Genomic DNA, 17,197 nt, shown 5'->3' on the forward strand with positions numbered 1-17,197 from the left:
TATAGCACGTATTAAGCCCTAAAGCATAGGGTGTTGATCGAAGGGGGACTTATGAAAAAGGTTGTTATCGTAATCCTGTCTCTTGTCGTACTTGTTGGTGTATCCTCTTCCGCTTATGCTCATCCAGGCAGACTGGATAAGAACGGGGGACATAACTGTTCAGCCAAATCCAAACAAAAGGGTCTGTGCACAGGTTATCACTATCACAAAAAGAAAAAATGATAATGAGCTGTACAAGATAAACCCGGCCATCATTCAATGTATGGTTGGGTTTGCATGTGTACCATTGATTTAAAATGATGGAGGCGGTTACACCATGCAGATACAGGAGATATCGGTGTGGAATCATGACGATTTAGTGGCGATGCTGGTCGAAAGCTCCAGTGAGGGGTTCAGACATATCGAGCGATTAATCCATGAATATGAGACAGGAATCAATACATTCGAGCAAGAAGATGAAGCGCTTTTTGAATGCAGAATGCACGATAAGGTGGTTGGGATTTGCGGTCTGAACAGAGATCCTTATTCTGAAGTGACTGATACCGGAAGAATTCGCAGGCTTTATGTGATGAGAGAATTTCGAAGACATGGGGTTGGGCGCAGGCTGATGGATGCGGTTATTCAAAAAGCGGAAAATCATTACGCTCGACTGGTTCTGTACACGGATCAACCGGTTGCCGGCTCTTTTTATCGCGACTTGGGATTTAGAGAAGTGACGAGTATGGAGAAGATAACGCATGTACTGGAATTGGGGGAGAAGGAAGATGGATCATATTAAAGCCGTTATTTTTGATTTGGACAATACAATTCTGAACAGAACGATGACCTTTGACGGCTTCGCTCGGAGTTTGATTAAAACCTATTTTGCCCATCTTGAGTCCACGGAGGATATTCTCAAAAGAATCATTGAACTCGATGAAGATGGTTATAAGGACAAACCCTTTCTGTTCAACGAGTTGTTGCATGAACTGCCCTGGGCAGAGCATCCGCCACATGCAGAACTGATGGAGTTCTATGGCAGAGAGTATGTGCGAAGTTCAGTTCTGATGGAACAGGCGCGAGAAGTCGTTCAGCATCTTCGGGGGAAATATCGAACCGGGTTAATTACCAATGGGCAGACCGATATTCAGTATGGGAAGATCGATCAACTCGGTATCCGGGATGATTACGACCATATTATTGTTTCAGAGGAGGCTGGAGTCAAAAAGCCCGATCCACGCATATTTCAGCTTGCGCTAGATCATTTCGGTCTAAGCCCTGAGCAATGTATCTACATTGGCGATCATCCGGTGAACGATATTGAGGGAGCGGCAAGCGTAGGCATGAGCACCATCTGGATGAAGGTCAACCAGCCGTGGCAGGACAGGATTACGACTAGTCCTTTACATACGATTGAGCATCTAAGTGAGCTAAAGGAATTGCTGTAGAAGGCGGTTATATAAATTGAATATAACATTTACACAAAACGTAGAGGACAGAAATAACCTGAAGAAGCGGAGCGGTCGCCTTTATCCCCGGATTTACCCTTTAGGAAAGGAATCAAAAAATCTGGGGATAACAGCGATCGGAAGGTTGTTCTGTCATCGGAGTGGCTAGTGTAAATATTCTTTAGTTCAGTTTAAATAGATAAGGACTACTATAACCCCAGTTTGGAAAGCGAGGAACATATGGAAATTAGACAGATGGCTACAGCGTTTTTGAGCAATGGCTCAGACATGCTGATGATGAAGAAGGCGGGTAGCAGATTGTTTGATTTTGAATTCTGGGGTGGCATTGGCGGACATCTGGAACAAGGGGAACTGAACGTACCCATGAGCGCCAGCTATCGGGAGATTGAAGAAGAGACCGGGTTCAAGCAAGAGGATGTCGAACACTTTCGGCTTCGATATATTCTGTTGGAAGTTAACGGTGGTGAGATTTGGCAGCAGTTTGTATATTTCGGAGAGACCACGCATCGACATTTTGTGCCCTCGGATGAAGGCGAGTTATTCTGGATACCACTGGATGAGGTGTTGGACTTACATTCGTCTATTCTGATCAAAGCAACGCTCAGGCACTATTTACAACACCCGGGAGCAGAAGACATCTGGATTGGCAACGTTCAGAGCGGAACAGACCTAAAGGGTACTCCACAGGTAATATGGAACAGAATGCAGGAAACGATATCATTTGAGCCAAAGGGGGTTAATCGATAATGTTGAAATATAGAATGGAAAGAAAAAAATTGAGATGGATAAATTACCTGTTGATCACTGTACTGATTGCTATCATTCTTCCGAGTAGTCATGTGGAGGCAGGCAGCACGATTACAGTGAAAACGAAGGTCCAATATTACAAAGGACAGCCATACATACATCTAACAGGTGGTAATAAATCTGTGACGGATAAACTGAACAAGACATTTAAAATCCACGCAGTGAAAGCGGCTCGCCTGGACAAAGAAGAAAAGAAATCAAACAAAAATTATTTCTACATTACCATGGCCAGTGTAAAATACAATGCAAAAGAAAAGTTATCTGTGGTATATGAAGATCATGTGTACACTGGCGGAGCACATGGAATGGATGCGACAAAATCATATAACTATGATTTAAGAACGGGGAAAGAACTGAAGCTAAGCGAGTATGTTAAAGACGATACTCAGATGGAGAAGGTAGAGAAATCAATCTCCAACAGTCTATTAGCCATGTATAATGCAGGAGTCTCTATTTTTGAAGAAAATATTTATGATTTTCAGCTTGATCAGACATCTGAATTCTTTTTATATGACAAAGGGATCGTCATCCGATTCCATCCGTATGAGGTTGCACCCTACGCTAAAGGATTTGTAGATATCAAAGTCCCGTACAGTAAATTCAACCAATAGATTGTTTGCAATAAAAGGCATGATCCAGTTCAATGAGGTCATGTCTTTATCTATATATACAATCATTCAAAATACTCTAAATAATTTCAATAACTTCGGCTTCTATGTTTCTACATACCGTGTAAATAGCTTAACCCATTCCAAGAAGGAGGTTTTGTTATGAAACGTATTGGAAACATGCTTCAGGCTGACCGTAGCAACGTACGCATGCTATGGCAGCCTGAACGGGCGAGCCGGTTTAACTCTGCATAGGACAGAGGCGGTAGTTATGGGTTGTTGGAAGAAGATAATTTCATCAGACTACGCTGTAATAATTCGATCTTTCGTTTGTCTGTTCCGATGTTCTATAGCTTCCTCATAATCTCCGATCAGTGTATCAAAAATATGCTCCCACGACCGCTGCTCAGCCAGCTTTCTGCCTTCCAGTCCCATCATCCTCAATTGGTTCACGTGATTTCCCCAGAGACATATCTCCCGAATCAGTGCATCAGCCTGACCTGGCTCGAATAATACACCATTGCGGTGGTGGGATACTAGATCCTTTACACCTCCGGCATTGGCCGCCACTACAGGAAGTCCTGAAGCCATCGCTTCCAGCACCACATTGCCAAATGTCTCCGTAGAGGAAGGAAACACAAACAGATCTGCCGAAGCATACATAACAGCAAGTTCTTCGCCATGCATATAGCCTGTAAAGGTGACATTGGGTGGGGATTGCAGACGCATTTTCGGGAGAGATGGGCCGTCGCCAACGATGATCCAGTGTACACGGGACTGCATTTCCTGGGGCAACTGCTGCATGGTAGTCGTGAGTGTAGCGATATCTTTTTCCGGGGCAATGCGTCCAACGTAGAGTAGAATAAGGGGAGCGGTGATGTGGTATCGTTCACGGATATCCGATCTGCGTTTATCAGGGGAGTACAGGTTGCAATCAATCCCGCGAGACCAAAGTTTCAGACGCTGAATGCCTTGGGTTTGCAGGGTGTTTAACGTTTCCTGCGATGGAGTTAGGGTTGCATCACAGGCACGGTGGAACCACTGGATATATTTCCAGTAGAGAGGAATCATACTTTTCAACCGGTAGTATTCGAGATAACGATCGAAGTGGGTATGGTAGGAGACAACATGCGGAAGATGGTGTTTGAGCGCATACCTCAGACCAAGCAGCCCCATATTAAAAGGCGTGGCGATATGCAACAGATCGGGTTGAAAGGTTTGTAGCTGCTTGTGTGTGTCTGCTCTGTTGGGTAGAGCAATGCGGCATTCGGGATACAGAAAAAAAGGGATGTTGGCAACCGATCGGACTTGAGTCTCATGGCTTCCTTCAATGACGGAGTTCGGAGTAAACAGCAGATGTTCAATTTTTCTGCGGTTCAGATGATTACTCAAGCGGTGGAGCGTGCCAGCAACACCATTGGTTTCCGGAAGATAGGTGTCTGTGAACAAGGCCAGGCGCATCATTACCCCTCCCAAGACTCGTGATGCCAAGATCATAACAGCGGAACATTTTCCAGAGGTCAAGTGCACGTTAACTTGACGGTATTCCCTGTAAAATGACTTCGCACGAACATGTAAACTTCCATAAGTTCAACTTGTATAGCGTATTCTGCTATGATGTAATAACGTGTCGGCGTAGTTGAACTTGAAATTTACACGATAACGGAGAGGACAGAAAAAAACTGAAGAAGCGGAGCTAAAAGCTTTCTGCAAGAAAGCTGCTTCGGAAGCATACACTTCGCCTTTATCACCGGATTTTACCCTTTAATAAAGGGATTGAAAAAATCTGGGGATAATAGCGATCGGAAGTTTATTCTGACCGCGTAGTGGTCCAGTGTAAAAACATTCGTTTAAACTATTCAGACAGAGAGATACAGGAGGCAGAGAAAGATGAACAAGTTACAAGAAGAACTGCAAGAATTGTTACCACTCGATCAGCTTGAAGAGATGTCAGGTGAAGAAGTGGTGGGGAGTGTTGCCATGGACCTTTATCGGGCTGAATTTGCGACAATTCGTGAGAGTGGACCGGAACTTCCGCAAGTATTGCGAGATACCATTCTAATCATCGATCTGGATACCGAGCTGTCCATGAACGGTATGACCGGTTTCCTTGAGAATGTCAGCGGGCAGTATCTCGGTGAGACAATAGCAGCGATGGAGCGGATCGGCAATGAGGCAGATACCGTGATCCTGAAGAAGATCGAGCAGATGTTGTCCGAAAGCGGCGTAACGCACGGGCAATTACGAGATAATGTGAATGGCCTGTCCGAAGATGACATCACGACAAGCCTGCAAACGCATGGGGAACAGATTCATGAGGTATTACAGCAGATTGAACTGGAAGCCGCGAATTTGAGCATGCAATCGGATAACGAAGAAAGCTTTGACCTGCTGTATCAATATGTGGACGAAAATAAAGAACGTTTGAAACAGGAGATGCAACACGTTTTGTCTAATTGAGTGGGAAGAGGAGGCAAAATGACAATCATGAACAAACGATTAGCGCTGGAATCCTTTTTGGTTACCTTGTTATTCATCATCGGTTTTGTAGCTTGGAATGTCGTTCAAGGCATGATCATGACCATGAATTATGTACCTGATCTTACGAACACCGCTTCTTCTGTTACCCCATTGCAATCCAAGATTGCTTTTGGAAGCCGTGTTCAATGGGATACAACATCCATGATTATGGCTGTTGCCGGATTTATTTTGCTAGCCGCCGCATATTACGGTCTTCGATCAGGAATGCAGCGTTGGACACAGCGTTCTTGATGTTTTATCCGCTTAGAGTCCATGTTCTGTACTTACTTACGCTGCCTTTGCAGCATATCAATTGAAACTCATTTACAACTGCCCTGAGTCTATTAGACTCAGGGTTTTTGCTATGGCTAATGTTTTTCCGCTTCGAAGGGGAAATTTTCTAGATCCAAGGTCAAGGAAGAATCCGTTACAATGATCTTGTAAGCGCTTATCGTTTTGGATAGAGAGAGGAGGAGAGACAGAGATCATGATTACAACCAATCAGATTTATCTCGATCAGACATTGCATAGCAAAGAGGACGTATTTGATTTTATATCTGCGGAGGCAGAGCGTTACAGCATCACTACAAACCGTGCACAACTTGCGGCTGATCTGTGGGAACGCGAACGTGTCTACTCCACCGGACTTCAGGATCACTTTGCGATTCCCCATACCCAGAGTGAAGTTGTAACACGTCCGGCAGTGATGGTCATTCGATTGCGGGAGCCCATTGATTGGGAATCTCATGACGGCAAGCCGGTAAAATTTATTTTTGCCATCCTTGTGCCTAAAGGTCATGTAGACGTATCCCATCTGCAAATCATCTCTTCACTTGCCACCTTACTGCTGGAAGATTCATTCAAAGAGGCCATCGTAGAAGCGGTGCAGCCGGAAGATGTATATACGTTGCTTCATCAATATACGGAAGGACTGGTGTCATAATGAAAATTGTAGGTGTAACGTCATGTATCGCAGGTCTCGCCCATACCCCGATGGCCGCCAAAGCATTGGAGAAAGCAGCTCAACAACTGGGATATGAGATCAAAGTGGAACAGCAGGGAGCCATGGGGCAAGTCAATAAGCTGACGGAAGAAGATATTGCAGCAGCGAATTTTGTTCTGATTGCAGCCGATCAAACGGTGAAGGACATGGATCGGTTTGGCGATAAAAAAGTCGTGCGTGTCAAAATTGGTCATGCCGTAAGTCAGGCAGAAGCGGTATTAACCAAAGCTGTCGAGGCAGTGAACGGACAAGCTTAACCCCACCTTCCACATGAGGAGAGAGTACGATGAGAAAATGGTTTGGTGAAGCAAAAACACATCTAATGACAGGTATCTCCTATCTGCTGCCGGTCATTATCGCGGGTTCCCTGGTCGTTGCCATCTGCAAAATTATCGCACTATCAATGGGCATTACTGATCTTGATCCGTACAAAGATGGAAGCGGATTCTTGCATATTTTATATCTCGTGCAAAATGTAGGATGGAGCGGTATTGGACTATTGACGATTGTCCTGTCCGGTTACATTGCCTACTCCATTGCCGACAAACCTGCGCTGGCCGCAGGTCTGATCGGCGGGGTGCTGGCACAGCAGACCAACGCCGGTTTCCTCGGCGCGTTGATCTCAGGCTTCTTTGCCGGATACATCACCTTGTGGGTCAAAAACAAAGTTAAGATTACAGGTCCGGCCGCTGGCTCGGTACCGTTAATTATTTTACCGCTGATTACCGTTGGTTTAACCGGATTTCTGATGGCGGTCATTCTGGGTGGCCCGCTGGGCGCGCTGAATGAGTATCTCATTGCTTGGGTTCAAAACATGAGCCAGAGCGGAACCAATACCGTTGTGCTTGCCATTATTCTGGGGGCAATGATTGGATTCGATCTCGGCGGACCCGTCAACAAAGCGGCATGGATGGCAGGCAATGCCCTGTTCCTGTCCGGTGTCTATCTGCCGAATATTTTCATTAATATTGCCATCTGCATTCCGCCGCTTGGTTATGGTTTGGCAACATTGCTGATGAAGAAACGTTTTTCCAAAACCTATCAGGAAGCGGGAAAAGGTGCAGTGATTATGGGTGTGATCGGTATCACGGAAGGTGCAATTCCGTTCACACTGCGTAACCCTGCCAAAATGATTCTGGTCAACATGTTTGCCTGTGCAACGGGCGCTGCCTTGACTGCACTGCTGGGAGCACATATCATCATGCCACCAATTGGCGGCTTATATGGAGCTGTGTCAGTAGGTACCCCAATCGCGTACCTTGCCGGAGGCATTGTCGGCGCACTGATCGTGGCGGGTGGCACCATGTTGGTGAACTTCCGCGATGAAGAAGAGAAACAGCCTGCCAAGACTCAGGAAGCTTCAGTGAAGAAAAATGGGGAAGAAATCGAACTCGTTTTTGACTAAAAGTACATGTTCAAAAAGATCGGTTTTCAGTATCTTGAACAACCTTTAAAAAGCATCTGGAGGGATATAGAGATATGAGTGAGAGAAATCGTACCAAAGTACATGTGATTCCACATACACACTGGGACCGGGAATGGTATTTTACGACCTCCCGTTCCAAAGTGTATCTCGTCAAACACGTCAAGGAAGTATTGAACGCATTGGAGAATATCGATGGATTCCATTATTACCTGTTGGATGCACAGGGCTCGCTGCTGGATGATTACATCCGCTGGTGTCCCGAAGATGAGGAACGGATCCGCCAACTGGTTTCTGCCAAACGACTGATGACGGGACCCTGGTATACACAGACGGATCAATTGGTTATTTCCAGTGAATCCATGGTCCGAAACCTGTATTATGGTATGAAAACAGCACAAAAGTACGGACATGCGATGAAGGTTGGTTATGTCCCGGATGCATTTGGACAATCGGCACAGATGCCGCAGATCTATCGGGAGTTTGGCATTGAACGTTTCCTGTTCTGGCGTGGTGTCTCGGATAATACGAATCCACATACCGAGTTTACGTGGGAAGGGTCGGATGGTAGTCGTGTATTTGCTGTACAGATGCCATTCGGGTATTACTACGGTGGTAACATTCCGGAAAATGAAGAAGATCTGATCCCTTATTTGGAGAAACAGATTGGTGCGCTGGAACGCAAAGCCTCCACCAAACATATCTATTTCCCTAATGGGTTTGATCAGGCGCCTGTGCGATTGAATCTGCCGGAGTTGATTAAACGGTTCAATGCACTGGATACAGAACGCGAATATGTGATGAATGAACCGGAACGTTTTCTGGCGGAGATCGAAGCGGATAGTCAGGATCTGCCTGTACTTCGGGGTGAATTAATGGAAGCCAAGCACATGCGGATTCACAAGTCCATTTTTTCCACCCGTGCGGATCTCAAGCAACAGAATAACCGAATTGAGAATCTGATTGCTAACACGCTCGAACCTGTACTTGCCATTAGCCATTCTCTCGGGCATGATTACCCGCATCGCATTGTGGAGGACATCTGGAAGCTGTTGTTTGAGAATGCGGCACATGACAGCATCGGTGGCTGTAACAGCGATACAACGAATCAGGACGTTGCGTTCCGTTACAAACAGGCCTATGATATCGCACTGAATTTGCTTGACCTGCATATGCGGATGATTGCTTCAACGATACAGCAGGAGGAGACATTTGCGTTCACCCTGTTCAACACGCTACCGTATGTGCGAGGCGGGGTTACTGAGATTGAAGCTTATATTCCGGAAGAATCCTTTGTGATTCGGGATACGAAGGGGCGCGAGCTGGCCTACACCATTGTGGAAAAAGTAGACCAGACCGATTATGTGCTTGGACAGCACATCGATCTCAATCCAAGCCGCAAAGTGCATCTGCCGGAACGGGTATATCGCGCCAAATTGCTGGTGGAACTGCAAGAGGTCCCGGCGATGGGTTACACCCAGATTGTTTTTGATTTCAGTCAGGGCGCTGCACCTGTCATTGAACGACGTAACGAGGACAAGATTGAAAATGAACATTTCACTATTGCGCTGCAAGCAAACGGCACCTTGCAAATTACAGATAAGCGATCTGGCCAAGTGTATGCGGATCAAATGGTCTTTGAAGATAACGGGGATGACGGAGATTCCTACAATTATTCTCCTCCCGAGCGGGATCTGATTGTTTCTTCGGCAGGTAGCCAGATGAGTGCGACGACCACCCAAACGTCTGTATCTCAGACACTATCCCTGCGTTTCACGTTGGATGTTCCCTACGATCTGGAAGAGCGCGCCGCAGGTATCACGTCGGGAGCATTGCCAATGCAAGTGGAGATATCTCTTCGCAAAGGAGAGAATCTGATCCGTTTCCAGGTTCAGGTGCAGAATGAGGTGTTCAGCCACCGTCTGCGTGTCCTTTTTGATACAGGAATTGCTTCCGCCCTATCCATTGCAGACCAGCCTTTCGGTGTGATTGCTCGTCCAACCTCATTGCCAGAAGTGGAAGTATGGGAGCGCGAACAATGGCAGGAGAAACCGATCACTATTGAAGCGATGCAGAGTTATGCGGGGTTGAACAACGGTACGCGTGGTATGGCTGTGATGACGGGGGGTGTACGTGAGTATGAGATTGTTGGCGAGCAAATGGATACCATTGCCCTGACCTTGTTCCGTACTTTTGGTTTCATGGGTAAGGAAAACCTGTTGTATCGTCCTGGCCGGGCCTCCGGTGAGAAAATTGTGGCTACACCTGATGCGCAATTACTTGGCGAGCTCTCCTTTACCTTTGGCCTGCATATCCAGACTTCCGGGTTCGACGAAGCGAATGTGGCCCGTGCTGCGCGTGAATATTTGACACCGATCAGCAGTTATCAGCTATGCGACTTTTTGAACGGACGACTGATCTTTGCTTTCCGCGATGAGGCACTTGTTCTTGATACAGACTATAGCCTGATGTCGTTCAGCAACGATTCCAACGTGGTGTTAAGCAGTTTCAAGAAAGCAGAGCAGAGTGACGGATACATTGTACGTGTCTTCAATCCGTATTTGTCACAGTCTGCTAACGTGAACATGCACTTTAATCAACCTGTACATGCAGAGCGTGTATCTCTTGGTGAACAACCACTGGAGCCTCAGCAGAGGTTAACCGATGGAGAAGAGGTCGTTCGTTTGCCGGAACTCGCACATTGTAAATTGATGACGGTACTTGTATCGATATAAGGTGGGCTTTAGTTTGACACAATCCTGATCAGAAGGGAGGTCGGATATCGGTATGATTTTTCCAACTAAACGGTTGAAAAAGCTGTTCCACCTCATTCATGGTGAAGGACAGGAACAGGCTTGGACGAGCCAAGCACTTGCAGACAGGCTGGAAGTTACTGTACGTACTATTCGGGATGATCTGAAAAAGCTGGATCATATCCTCGCGGGGCATGGCGGGAGCCTGGAATCCAAGCGTGGGCGGGGTTATTCCATTCGTGTGCATGATGCGAAGCGGTATAATGAGCTGTTGGAGGAACGGAAGGATGATGGGCAAAAAGGTGCTCCAGTACCTGGTTCGCCTGATGAGCGTATCCGTTATGAATTGTTCAAGCTGCTTGGTGAACCGGGTCATATCAAGATGGAAGACCTCGCTGATCAGCTGTTTATAAGCCGTGCAACAATGAACAATGATCTGAAAATCATTCGTCAGATTTTGGAGAACTACCAGCTTCAGCTTCAGATCAAGCCAGGACATGGTGTGAAGGTCGTCGGAGACGAGCAAAGGTTTCGCTATTGCCTTGCCGAGTACGCCGATGCGCGAGATGAAGAACTGGGCCCCGAAGGAATGACCTTTGCACAGGAACGTTTGTTGTATCCAATCGAACCCGCACACATCCGCGAGATCGTCATTCGCCATGTAGGCAAACAGAATGTTCGTATTGCAGATGTGGCACTGAAAGATCTGATTACGCATCTGGCTGTTATGGTATTACGTATTAAGCAGGGGCATGAACTAGAGCGATTCGAGAAAGTGGAGGCGAATGTTCAGGATCAGCAACTTGCACAGCAGATTATTCAGGATCTGGAGTTGTTATATTCCATTCACTGTCCAGTTGGAGAGCGAGATTATCTGCTGCTGCACATTGTTAGCAAAAAAATGACCGCTACCGATTGGAATGGACTTCGAAGTGACCCCTTATATCTTGCTGTACAGCAAATGTTGGGTCATATCTATGATCGGTACACCTATGATCTGCGTGATGATGAACGATTGCCGAATGATCTGTATGCCCATCTGAAGCCCATGATTACTCGCCTGGAACATGGCATGAATATGCGGAATCCACTGCTGGGACATATACGTAAATATTATCCACTGGCCTATGAGATTACGATCAGTGCAGTGAAACAGCTACAGACATACGTACCTCATGAAATCAATGACAGCGAGATTGGTTACTTGGCTCTCCACATTGGTGCAGCTTTGGAACGTAAATACCAGATTCCTCATCGCAAACGGAAATCCGTATTGCTGGTCTGTGGGTCAGGATACGGCACAGCCCGTATTCTTGAATCCAGATTGCGTTCTTTATTTGCAGAGCTGGAGGTCTCACGTGTAGTTTCGCTACGGGAGTACGAGGAGATGGGGAGTGTGCCCGAAGATTTGGTCATTTCTACGATCCGGTTACGGGAGTCCAAAGGCAAACCGTCGGCTGTCATTGCTGCGATTCCATCGGAACGAGACATGGCAACGATCACTCATCTGGTGCGAACCAGTGATGAGCAGGAGGAAATGACATTGCTGCGTTACTTTGATCCAGAGTTGTTTATGTTTCGGTCGGATCAGCCTGACAAAATGACACTTATGGCTGAGATGAGCGGAGCACTGTTGGAGAAGGGAATTGTAACGGAGCAATTCTGGCCAGCTGTGCAGGAGCGGGAAAAGATGGCTTCAACCGCGCTTGGAAGAGGTATGGCGATTCCGCATCCCATGGAGCTGAGTTCAACCCGTACGACCGTATCGGTATGCCTGCTTGAGAAGCCGATTCCGTGGGATGAGGAGAATGAAGTACATGCTGTATTTATGTTATCTATCTGCAAAGAGGATTACGAACAGGCGATGGGGATCTATGATCTGTTTGTAGAGTTAATCCGGCAGGAGGAGAAGTTGGAAAGCCTGCGATCCTGTGGCAGCTTCGATGCCTTTGCCCAACTTGTATGTGAAACGTTGAGTCTGAAAAGTACCGAAGTGTATTAATATATATATGTTCGCTAATGGATAATTACACGGACACTCCGAGTACAGAACAACCTTACGATCGCTGTTATCCTCCAACTTTTTTTAATTCCCTTTTTGAAAGGGAAAAACCGTCCTTCATCAGATTTGTCTGATAGAGGACGGTTTTTATTCGTTAACACAAACTATAGATTAGATATGTTTGGAAATGATTTCTTCTAGTCCTTGAGCGACAGAATGCGCCCCTCGCGCCAGATGTCTTTCATATAGATGCAGGCGGACAAAGCTCTCATCCGTACCCATTGCTTCGGAGAATATTCCACTGAGCCCACGAGTGCGGCGATCGATCTGTAATAGCAGCTCCAGCGAATCGCCCATGGGATAGAACAGCACTTCCAACTCATCCAGATGCCCACGGAATTTGTTTGTTGGTACAAATTCAAATTCCTGCACAAATGGCAGATTGCCACCCAGCTTTGGTGCATAGTCATTGGTCACTTCACGCAGTTTGAAACCAAGGATATCAATTGCATCGAGCACGGTGTTCATGTCTTTGCTAGGAACAACATGCAGTCTGTCCCGGTCTGAAGGGTCTACAGCACTTGAAATATCGAGGCCCGTCTCCACCCATACCTCTGCACGATGCAGTGTAATTGGCAGATTTTCTGGCAGGTCAAATGAAAAGTCTTTCTCCAATTTGGCTCCAGGCTGTAAGGTAAAACCTTCGGTGAGCAGATATTTGGCTATAACGGCTGTTTCTTTTACTTTACGATCATCGTGCTCCCGTATGTAATGGGTTTTAATTGAAAGATAGATTCGATCTACGTTCTGTTCCGCATCTCCACCTTCAATGTACACAACCCCCGAGATGATTCCTCCAGGCGTGACCTCTGGTGTATGCAATTCCGTATTTACTTTGGCTGCTCCAACACCTACACTGGCTAACATTTTCTTGAAAAATGACATGCGCTCAACCTCCAGATCAGATGGTTTATTATATGGGATACATACGGCTTCGACCTTAATACGGAAGCTGGAAGAGAAGCGTTTCATATTTTAGCAAAGATATATCGTATATCCAAACAGGAGAATCGACGTACCCATGTCGAATGTTTAAATAAAGGGAATTTTTGTCAGGAGGAACTCTATGAGCATGGAATGGTACGATATGATTGCACAACGTAATGGGGGATACAAGGGTAGAGCTTTGTATACGCTGGAAGGTAACTCTGCTGAAGATATTTTTGAAGAGTGGTTGATTAAGCTTCTGCCTCAGTATACATCCGTGCTCGATGCAGGCTGTGGACATGGGGAGTTTACGTTGAAAATGTCGGAATATACCGATCACATTATAGGGTTTGATAATTCGGAAGAGATGATAAAGATAGCCCAAAACAGTCTTCATTCAAGCACGATAACAAATGTGGAATTTGTCTGCATCAGCACAAAAGAAAAGATGCCATTTGAAGATAAGCAATTTGGTTTGATCTATGATCGCAGAGGTCCAACTTCCATTATTGAGCATGGGAGATTGCTACAAAAGGGTGGAGTTATGATTGGTATTCATACGGATATAACAAAGGTACGTGAGCGTTTGGAAAGAAATGCATTTAAGGTGATCAAGATTGAGGAATATAACGAGGCACTTATGATTTTCTCGGATGAAAAAGAGTTTGCCATCTTTCTCTCCGATATCCCCGGAAACCCGGATTATACACAGCCTGAGTACCGGGAACAGCTGGAAGTCAAGCTGAAGGAGAACCAGGTTGATGGTAGAATTGCTGTAAGAGAATGCAAGTATATTTGGCAGGCCATAAGGAGCTGAAGCGGATTGAACACAGAATTTTCAGAACAGAAATATGGTGAAATGGGTGTCAAAACCAGCTTCGAGCAGATGGCGAACGGGGAACAAAAATATAAAATGATAACAGAAGACGGCAGTTATTATTGCAGAACCGTTGCCTCTTCCCACGGAGCATGGCAAAACAGTCATGTACATATCAATCTAACGGAGTTTTATGTGGTGCAAACCGGATGGATTGCGTATGCCAGTTATGGAGACGATCAGATGTTTTCGATTCGAGTGATGCGTGCAGGAGAGCACATCATTGTCCAACCTGGAATCCACCATAATATATACATGTCTGCACATAGCGCGATACATACCATCAAGCATGGATTGAATACATCCAGTGATTGGACGGCATCCCCTGAGTTGGATAGGTTAACTCAATCTTTAACAGAGAAGGAGCTACTCCAGAAGTATGATTAATTAGACGGGAGGATCAGACAGATGCGTAAAAGTACAATATTTTGGATTACGGGAGTAACGATAATTCTCTTGGTGACTCTGCTCATATACAGCTATGTTATTCCAAGTGTGAGTGCCCAGGATGTTGTGATGGCAGGCACAATCAGGCAGATTGATACGGATGTAGTTGAGGTAGAGTTAGAGATAACGCGAAAAAGAGAAGACAAGGATCAACATATGGTGTATCCCGTTGTCCCTGGATGGGAAGGGGTCACATTCACTGAAGAACAAGATGATGCGTGGTACATGCCTTCGTCTGTTGGCAGCTCCTATCTTGATCAAGTCATTCTGGAAAAGTATCTGAAGGCGCAGGGGATGACCATGAAATCAGCTGATAATCTGATAGGATTTGCGATACCTGATGAGATAGGGAGCTACAAGTTGCGGTTAACGCTCAGATCTTTGGATGGAACGACTCAGCCGCTTGAGAATCCCGTGGTGTATTATGTTCACAACGAGCATTTGTTAGGGAAGGATCTGAGTTGGGTTACGAGTGAGAATCTGGAGATCAATAAGGAGTAATCAGAATGATGAATGTATATGAATCGAATGAAATCACTGTACGTTTCTTGGACACAGAAGATGAACAACATCTGGTGAAGTGGCTGTCAGACCTGGAAGTTCTTCAATACTATGAAGGGCGTGATCGGCCGCATGATCTGGAACAGGTGAGAGAGCATTTTTACAATCAAAAAGATGATGCTACTCGTTGTATCGTTGAGTATGGAGGACATCCGATTGGATACATTCAGTTCTATGAGCTTGAGGAAGAAGAACGAACGGAGTATGGTTATGGAGACACGGATGAGATCATCTATGGAACGGATCAGTTTATTGGTGAGGTAGAATACTGGAATAAAGGCATTGGTACACAGTTGATGCAGTCCATGCTGGCTTATCTGATTAATGAAAAACAAGCCCGTAAAGTGGTTATGGACCCTCAATCCTGGAACTTAAGAGCGATATCCTGTTACGAGAAATGTGGTTTCCAAAAGATTAAGCTGTTGGAGAAACATGAGCAGCATGAAGGACAGATGCGAGACTGTTGGCTTATGGAATATGCCCTGTAGATCCTGTTTAAAGTTATTTGAATCATATAAACAAGGAGGAATAATGGATGGATGAAAGATTTCCGATAGGACCATTTGTACACACGGGTGAAGTTACTTTGGCACAACGGGAGAAGTGGATTCAGGACATTGCTGAGTTGCCTGAACGCGCACGAGAAGCGGTAAAGGGATTGAGTGAAGAGCAATTAAGTCTACCGTATCGAGAAGGTGGATGGATGCTCAAACAGGTTATTCACCACATGGCAGATAGCCATATGAACAGTATGATTCGTTTCAAGTTGGCGCTGACAGAGGATACACCAACGATTCGGCCTTATTATGAAGAGCGCTGGGCTGAACTGAGTGATTCAAGAGACCTGGATGTCGAATTCTCGCTTCAGATTCTGGATGCCCTCCATCGTCGTTGGGTGTTTCTGTTAAACGCGCTGACAGATGCAGATTATGCCAAACAATTTTATCATCCCTCATCGGAAGAAACGACAAGACTGGATTACAATCTGGGCATGTATGCTTGGCATGGCAAACACCATGTTGCTCACATCACATCGCTTCGGGATAGATTGGGAATATAGCTATTAGAAATATCTTTTAAGGAGGATTCATCAATGAGTGTACATATCAGACTATTAAATGAGAACGATCCTGTAATCATATCAAAGGCGTTTCAGGAGCAGGGTTGGGGGAGATCCCCTGAGCAGTATCTTCATTACTTGGCTGAACAACAGAATGGGGAACGCGTAACCTTGGTAGCCGAGTTGAATGGAGAATTTGCCGGATACGTGAATGTATTGTGGAATTCCAGCTACCCGTCTTTCAGGGAACAAGGCATTCCCGAAATTAACGATTTTAATGTACTAATGAAGTTCCAGCGCCAAGGTATTGGTTCACGGTTAATGGACCGAGCAGAGGAAGTTATTCTGGAACGAACGGATGTAGCAGGCATTGGTGTAGGTGTGTTTTCCGATTATGGCAAAGCGCAAGTTCTATATGCCCATCGCGGGTACATACCAGACGGTCACGGTGTATACAAACATGATCATTACATTCAGCCGGGTGAAGAAACGATTATGGACGACGATGTTGTACTTTATCTTACGAAGAAGTTAAAAGCCACGCAATAATTTCATAATATATACAATATGAAAGATGTCATGTATATTAGTTGTAAATATCTGTTATGTGTGACTGGCGTAAACGTGGAGTGAACCACGAGGGAGCACATATATTATATGCCGTACGCCTGGGCAAAGTGTTTGATCTTTTGATCAAACAC

20 protein-coding genes and 1 riboswitch are annotated in these 17,197 nt (G+C 45.6%); of the genes, 18 read left to right on the plus strand and 2 right to left on the minus strand.

Going from position 1 to position 17,197, the window contains the following annotated elements:
* The first annotated feature begins 51 nt into the window (after positions 1-51).
* The 5 genes from NSQ20_RS08520 to NSQ20_RS08540 all read left to right on the plus strand — a co-directional run bounded on the left by NSQ20_RS08520 (position 52) and on the right by NSQ20_RS08540 (position 2,866).
* Positions 52-222, plus strand: coding sequence for a YHYH domain-containing protein (locus NSQ20_RS08520; protein WP_094030640.1), 171 nt, complete (start codon positions 52-54; stop codon positions 220-222).
* A gap of 94 nt (positions 223-316) precedes the next feature.
* Positions 317-778: a GNAT family N-acetyltransferase gene (locus NSQ20_RS08525; RefSeq protein WP_340032275.1), complete on the plus strand. Its 462-nt coding sequence runs from the start codon at positions 317-319 to the stop codon at positions 776-778.
* The gene (locus tag NSQ20_RS08530) at positions 765-1,427 is read left to right on the plus strand and encodes an HAD family hydrolase (RefSeq protein ID WP_340032276.1); all 663 of its coding nucleotides are present in this window, start codon (positions 765-767) and stop codon (positions 1,425-1,427) included. Before NSQ20_RS08525 ends, NSQ20_RS08530 begins: the two co-directional genes overlap by 14 nt.
* A 240-nt stretch (positions 1,428-1,667) precedes the next feature.
* Complete coding sequence (locus NSQ20_RS08535) at positions 1,668-2,195, plus strand: NUDIX domain-containing protein (RefSeq protein WP_036610339.1); 528 nt, start codon at positions 1,668-1,670, stop codon at positions 2,193-2,195.
* The gene (locus NSQ20_RS08540; RefSeq protein ID WP_340032277.1) at positions 2,195-2,866 is read left to right on the plus strand and encodes a DUF3298 domain-containing protein; all 672 of its coding nucleotides are present in this window, start codon (positions 2,195-2,197) and stop codon (positions 2,864-2,866) included. The genes NSQ20_RS08535 and NSQ20_RS08540 overlap by 1 nt, the downstream gene beginning before the upstream one ends.
* A gap of 300 nt (positions 2,867-3,166) precedes the next feature.
* On the opposite strand, the gene NSQ20_RS08545 is transcribed toward NSQ20_RS08540, so the two are convergent.
* A complete protein-coding gene (locus NSQ20_RS08545; protein WP_340032278.1) occupies positions 3,167-4,327 on the minus strand; it encodes a glycosyltransferase family 1 protein in 1,161 nt (386 codons plus the stop codon).
* Positions 4,328-4,753: 426 nt separating this feature from the next.
* Here NSQ20_RS08545 and NSQ20_RS08550 point away from each other — a divergent pair, with 426 nt between their 5' ends.
* The 7 genes from NSQ20_RS08550 (at position 4,754) to NSQ20_RS08580 (ending at position 12,564) form a co-directional block, all read left to right on the plus strand.
* Complete coding sequence (locus tag NSQ20_RS08550; protein ID WP_340032279.1) at positions 4,754-5,323, plus strand: hypothetical protein; 570 nt, start codon at positions 4,754-4,756, stop codon at positions 5,321-5,323.
* A gap of 27 nt (positions 5,324-5,350) precedes the next feature.
* Positions 5,351-5,635: a hypothetical protein gene (locus NSQ20_RS08555; RefSeq protein ID WP_155985062.1), complete on the plus strand. Its 285-nt coding sequence runs from the start codon at positions 5,351-5,353 to the stop codon at positions 5,633-5,635.
* A gap of 235 nt (positions 5,636-5,870) precedes the next feature.
* Positions 5,871-6,326: a PTS sugar transporter subunit IIA gene (locus NSQ20_RS08560; protein ID WP_101314954.1), complete on the plus strand. Its 456-nt coding sequence runs from the start codon at positions 5,871-5,873 to the stop codon at positions 6,324-6,326.
* Entirely contained in the window at positions 6,326-6,643 is a 318-nt protein-coding gene (locus NSQ20_RS08565; RefSeq protein WP_101314955.1) for a fructose PTS transporter subunit IIB, read from the plus strand. The genes NSQ20_RS08560 and NSQ20_RS08565 overlap by 1 nt, the downstream gene beginning before the upstream one ends.
* A gap of 29 nt (positions 6,644-6,672) precedes the next feature.
* Positions 6,673-7,791: a PTS fructose transporter subunit IIC gene (locus tag NSQ20_RS08570; protein WP_036610325.1), complete on the plus strand. Its 1,119-nt coding sequence runs from the start codon at positions 6,673-6,675 to the stop codon at positions 7,789-7,791.
* A 74-nt stretch (positions 7,792-7,865) separates the two neighbouring features.
* On the plus strand, positions 7,866-10,544 hold the full coding sequence (gene mngB / locus NSQ20_RS08575; RefSeq protein WP_340032280.1) for a mannosylglycerate hydrolase: 2,679 nt from the start codon (positions 7,866-7,868) through the stop codon (positions 10,542-10,544).
* Positions 10,545-10,596: 52 nt separating this feature from the next.
* A complete protein-coding gene (locus NSQ20_RS08580) occupies positions 10,597-12,564 on the plus strand; it encodes a BglG family transcription antiterminator (RefSeq protein ID WP_340032281.1) in 1,968 nt (655 codons plus the stop codon).
* A 171-nt stretch (positions 12,565-12,735) separates the two neighbouring features.
* Here the strand turns inward: NSQ20_RS08580 and NSQ20_RS08585 are convergent, their stop codons facing one another.
* Positions 12,736-13,509 (minus strand): sporulation protein, encoded by a 774-nt coding sequence (locus tag NSQ20_RS08585; protein WP_338708156.1) that lies wholly within the window; start codon positions 13,507-13,509, stop codon positions 12,736-12,738.
* Between the two features lie 181 nt (positions 13,510-13,690).
* Between NSQ20_RS08585 and NSQ20_RS08590 the strand changes: the two genes are divergently transcribed.
* The 6 genes from NSQ20_RS08590 to NSQ20_RS08615 are packed head-to-tail and all read left to right on the plus strand — an operon-like array spanning position 13,691 to position 17,045.
* On the plus strand, positions 13,691-14,368 hold the full coding sequence (locus tag NSQ20_RS08590; protein WP_338708157.1) for a class I SAM-dependent methyltransferase: 678 nt from the start codon (positions 13,691-13,693) through the stop codon (positions 14,366-14,368).
* 6 nt (positions 14,369-14,374) lie between these two features.
* Positions 14,375-14,815, plus strand: coding sequence for a hypothetical protein (locus tag NSQ20_RS08595; protein ID WP_338708158.1), 441 nt, complete (start codon positions 14,375-14,377; stop codon positions 14,813-14,815).
* 21 nt (positions 14,816-14,836) lie between these two features.
* Entirely contained in the window at positions 14,837-15,376 is a 540-nt protein-coding gene (locus NSQ20_RS08600; RefSeq protein ID WP_100529569.1) for a hypothetical protein, read from the plus strand.
* 8 nt (positions 15,377-15,384) lie between these two features.
* Positions 15,385-15,924: a GNAT family N-acetyltransferase gene (locus NSQ20_RS08605; protein ID WP_076318702.1), complete on the plus strand. Its 540-nt coding sequence runs from the start codon at positions 15,385-15,387 to the stop codon at positions 15,922-15,924.
* Positions 15,925-15,971: 47 nt separating this feature from the next.
* Positions 15,972-16,496 carry a YfiT family bacillithiol transferase gene (locus NSQ20_RS08610; protein WP_036610311.1) on the plus strand — a complete coding sequence of 175 codons (525 nt, stop codon included), beginning with the start codon at positions 15,972-15,974 and terminating at the stop codon, positions 16,494-16,496.
* A gap of 33 nt (positions 16,497-16,529) precedes the next feature.
* Positions 16,530-17,045 carry a GNAT family N-acetyltransferase gene (locus tag NSQ20_RS08615; protein ID WP_036669607.1) on the plus strand — a complete coding sequence of 172 codons (516 nt, stop codon included), beginning with the start codon at positions 16,530-16,532 and terminating at the stop codon, positions 17,043-17,045.
* 50 nt (positions 17,046-17,095) lie between these two features.
* A riboswitch (ZMP/ZTP riboswitch) is annotated at positions 17,096-17,177 on the plus strand.
* Positions 17,178-17,197 lie beyond the last annotated feature (20 nt).

The organism is Paenibacillus sp. FSL K6-1122 (genome assembly GCF_037977015.1).
Taxonomy (GTDB): domain Bacteria; phylum Bacillota; class Bacilli; order Paenibacillales; family Paenibacillaceae; genus Paenibacillus; species Paenibacillus amylolyticus.

Excerpts from the sequence above, each read along its gene's own strand:
- NSQ20_RS08530 (WP_340032276.1), top strand. The coding sequence starts at position 765 with ATGGATCATATTAAAGCCGTTATTTTTGATTTGGACAATACAATTCTG.
- NSQ20_RS08520 (WP_094030640.1), top strand. The coding sequence starts at position 52 with ATGAAAAAGGTTGTTATCGTAATCCTGTCTCTTGTCGTACTTGTTGGT.
- NSQ20_RS08605 (WP_076318702.1), top strand. The coding sequence starts at position 15,385 with ATGAATGTATATGAATCGAATGAAATCACTGTACGTTTCTTGGACACA.
- NSQ20_RS08540 (WP_340032277.1), top strand. The coding sequence starts at position 2,195 with ATGTTGAAATATAGAATGGAAAGAAAAAAATTGAGATGGATAAATTAC.
- NSQ20_RS08535 (WP_036610339.1), top strand. The coding sequence starts at position 1,668 with ATGGAAATTAGACAGATGGCTACAGCGTTTTTGAGCAATGGCTCAGAC.
- NSQ20_RS08555 (WP_155985062.1), top strand. The coding sequence starts at position 5,351 with ATGAACAAACGATTAGCGCTGGAATCCTTTTTGGTTACCTTGTTATTC.
- NSQ20_RS08570 (WP_036610325.1), top strand. The coding sequence starts at position 6,673 with ATGAGAAAATGGTTTGGTGAAGCAAAAACACATCTAATGACAGGTATC.
- mngB (WP_340032280.1), top strand. The coding sequence starts at position 7,866 with ATGAGTGAGAGAAATCGTACCAAAGTACATGTGATTCCACATACACAC.
- NSQ20_RS08580 (WP_340032281.1), top strand. The coding sequence starts at position 10,597 with ATGATTTTTCCAACTAAACGGTTGAAAAAGCTGTTCCACCTCATTCAT.
- NSQ20_RS08545 (WP_340032278.1), bottom strand. The coding sequence starts at position 4,327 with ATGATGCGCCTGGCCTTGTTCACAGACACCTATCTTCCGGAAACCAAT.
- NSQ20_RS08525 (WP_340032275.1), top strand. The coding sequence starts at position 317 with ATGCAGATACAGGAGATATCGGTGTGGAATCATGACGATTTAGTGGCG.
- NSQ20_RS08615 (WP_036669607.1), top strand. The coding sequence starts at position 16,530 with ATGAGTGTACATATCAGACTATTAAATGAGAACGATCCTGTAATCATA.
- NSQ20_RS08565 (WP_101314955.1), top strand. The coding sequence starts at position 6,326 with ATGAAAATTGTAGGTGTAACGTCATGTATCGCAGGTCTCGCCCATACC.
- NSQ20_RS08590 (WP_338708157.1), top strand. The coding sequence starts at position 13,691 with ATGAGCATGGAATGGTACGATATGATTGCACAACGTAATGGGGGATAC.
- NSQ20_RS08585 (WP_338708156.1), bottom strand. The coding sequence starts at position 13,509 with ATGTCATTTTTCAAGAAAATGTTAGCCAGTGTAGGTGTTGGAGCAGCC.
- NSQ20_RS08610 (WP_036610311.1), top strand. The coding sequence starts at position 15,972 with ATGGATGAAAGATTTCCGATAGGACCATTTGTACACACGGGTGAAGTT.
- NSQ20_RS08600 (WP_100529569.1), top strand. The coding sequence starts at position 14,837 with ATGCGTAAAAGTACAATATTTTGGATTACGGGAGTAACGATAATTCTC.
- NSQ20_RS08560 (WP_101314954.1), top strand. The coding sequence starts at position 5,871 with ATGATTACAACCAATCAGATTTATCTCGATCAGACATTGCATAGCAAA.
- NSQ20_RS08550 (WP_340032279.1), top strand. The coding sequence starts at position 4,754 with ATGAACAAGTTACAAGAAGAACTGCAAGAATTGTTACCACTCGATCAG.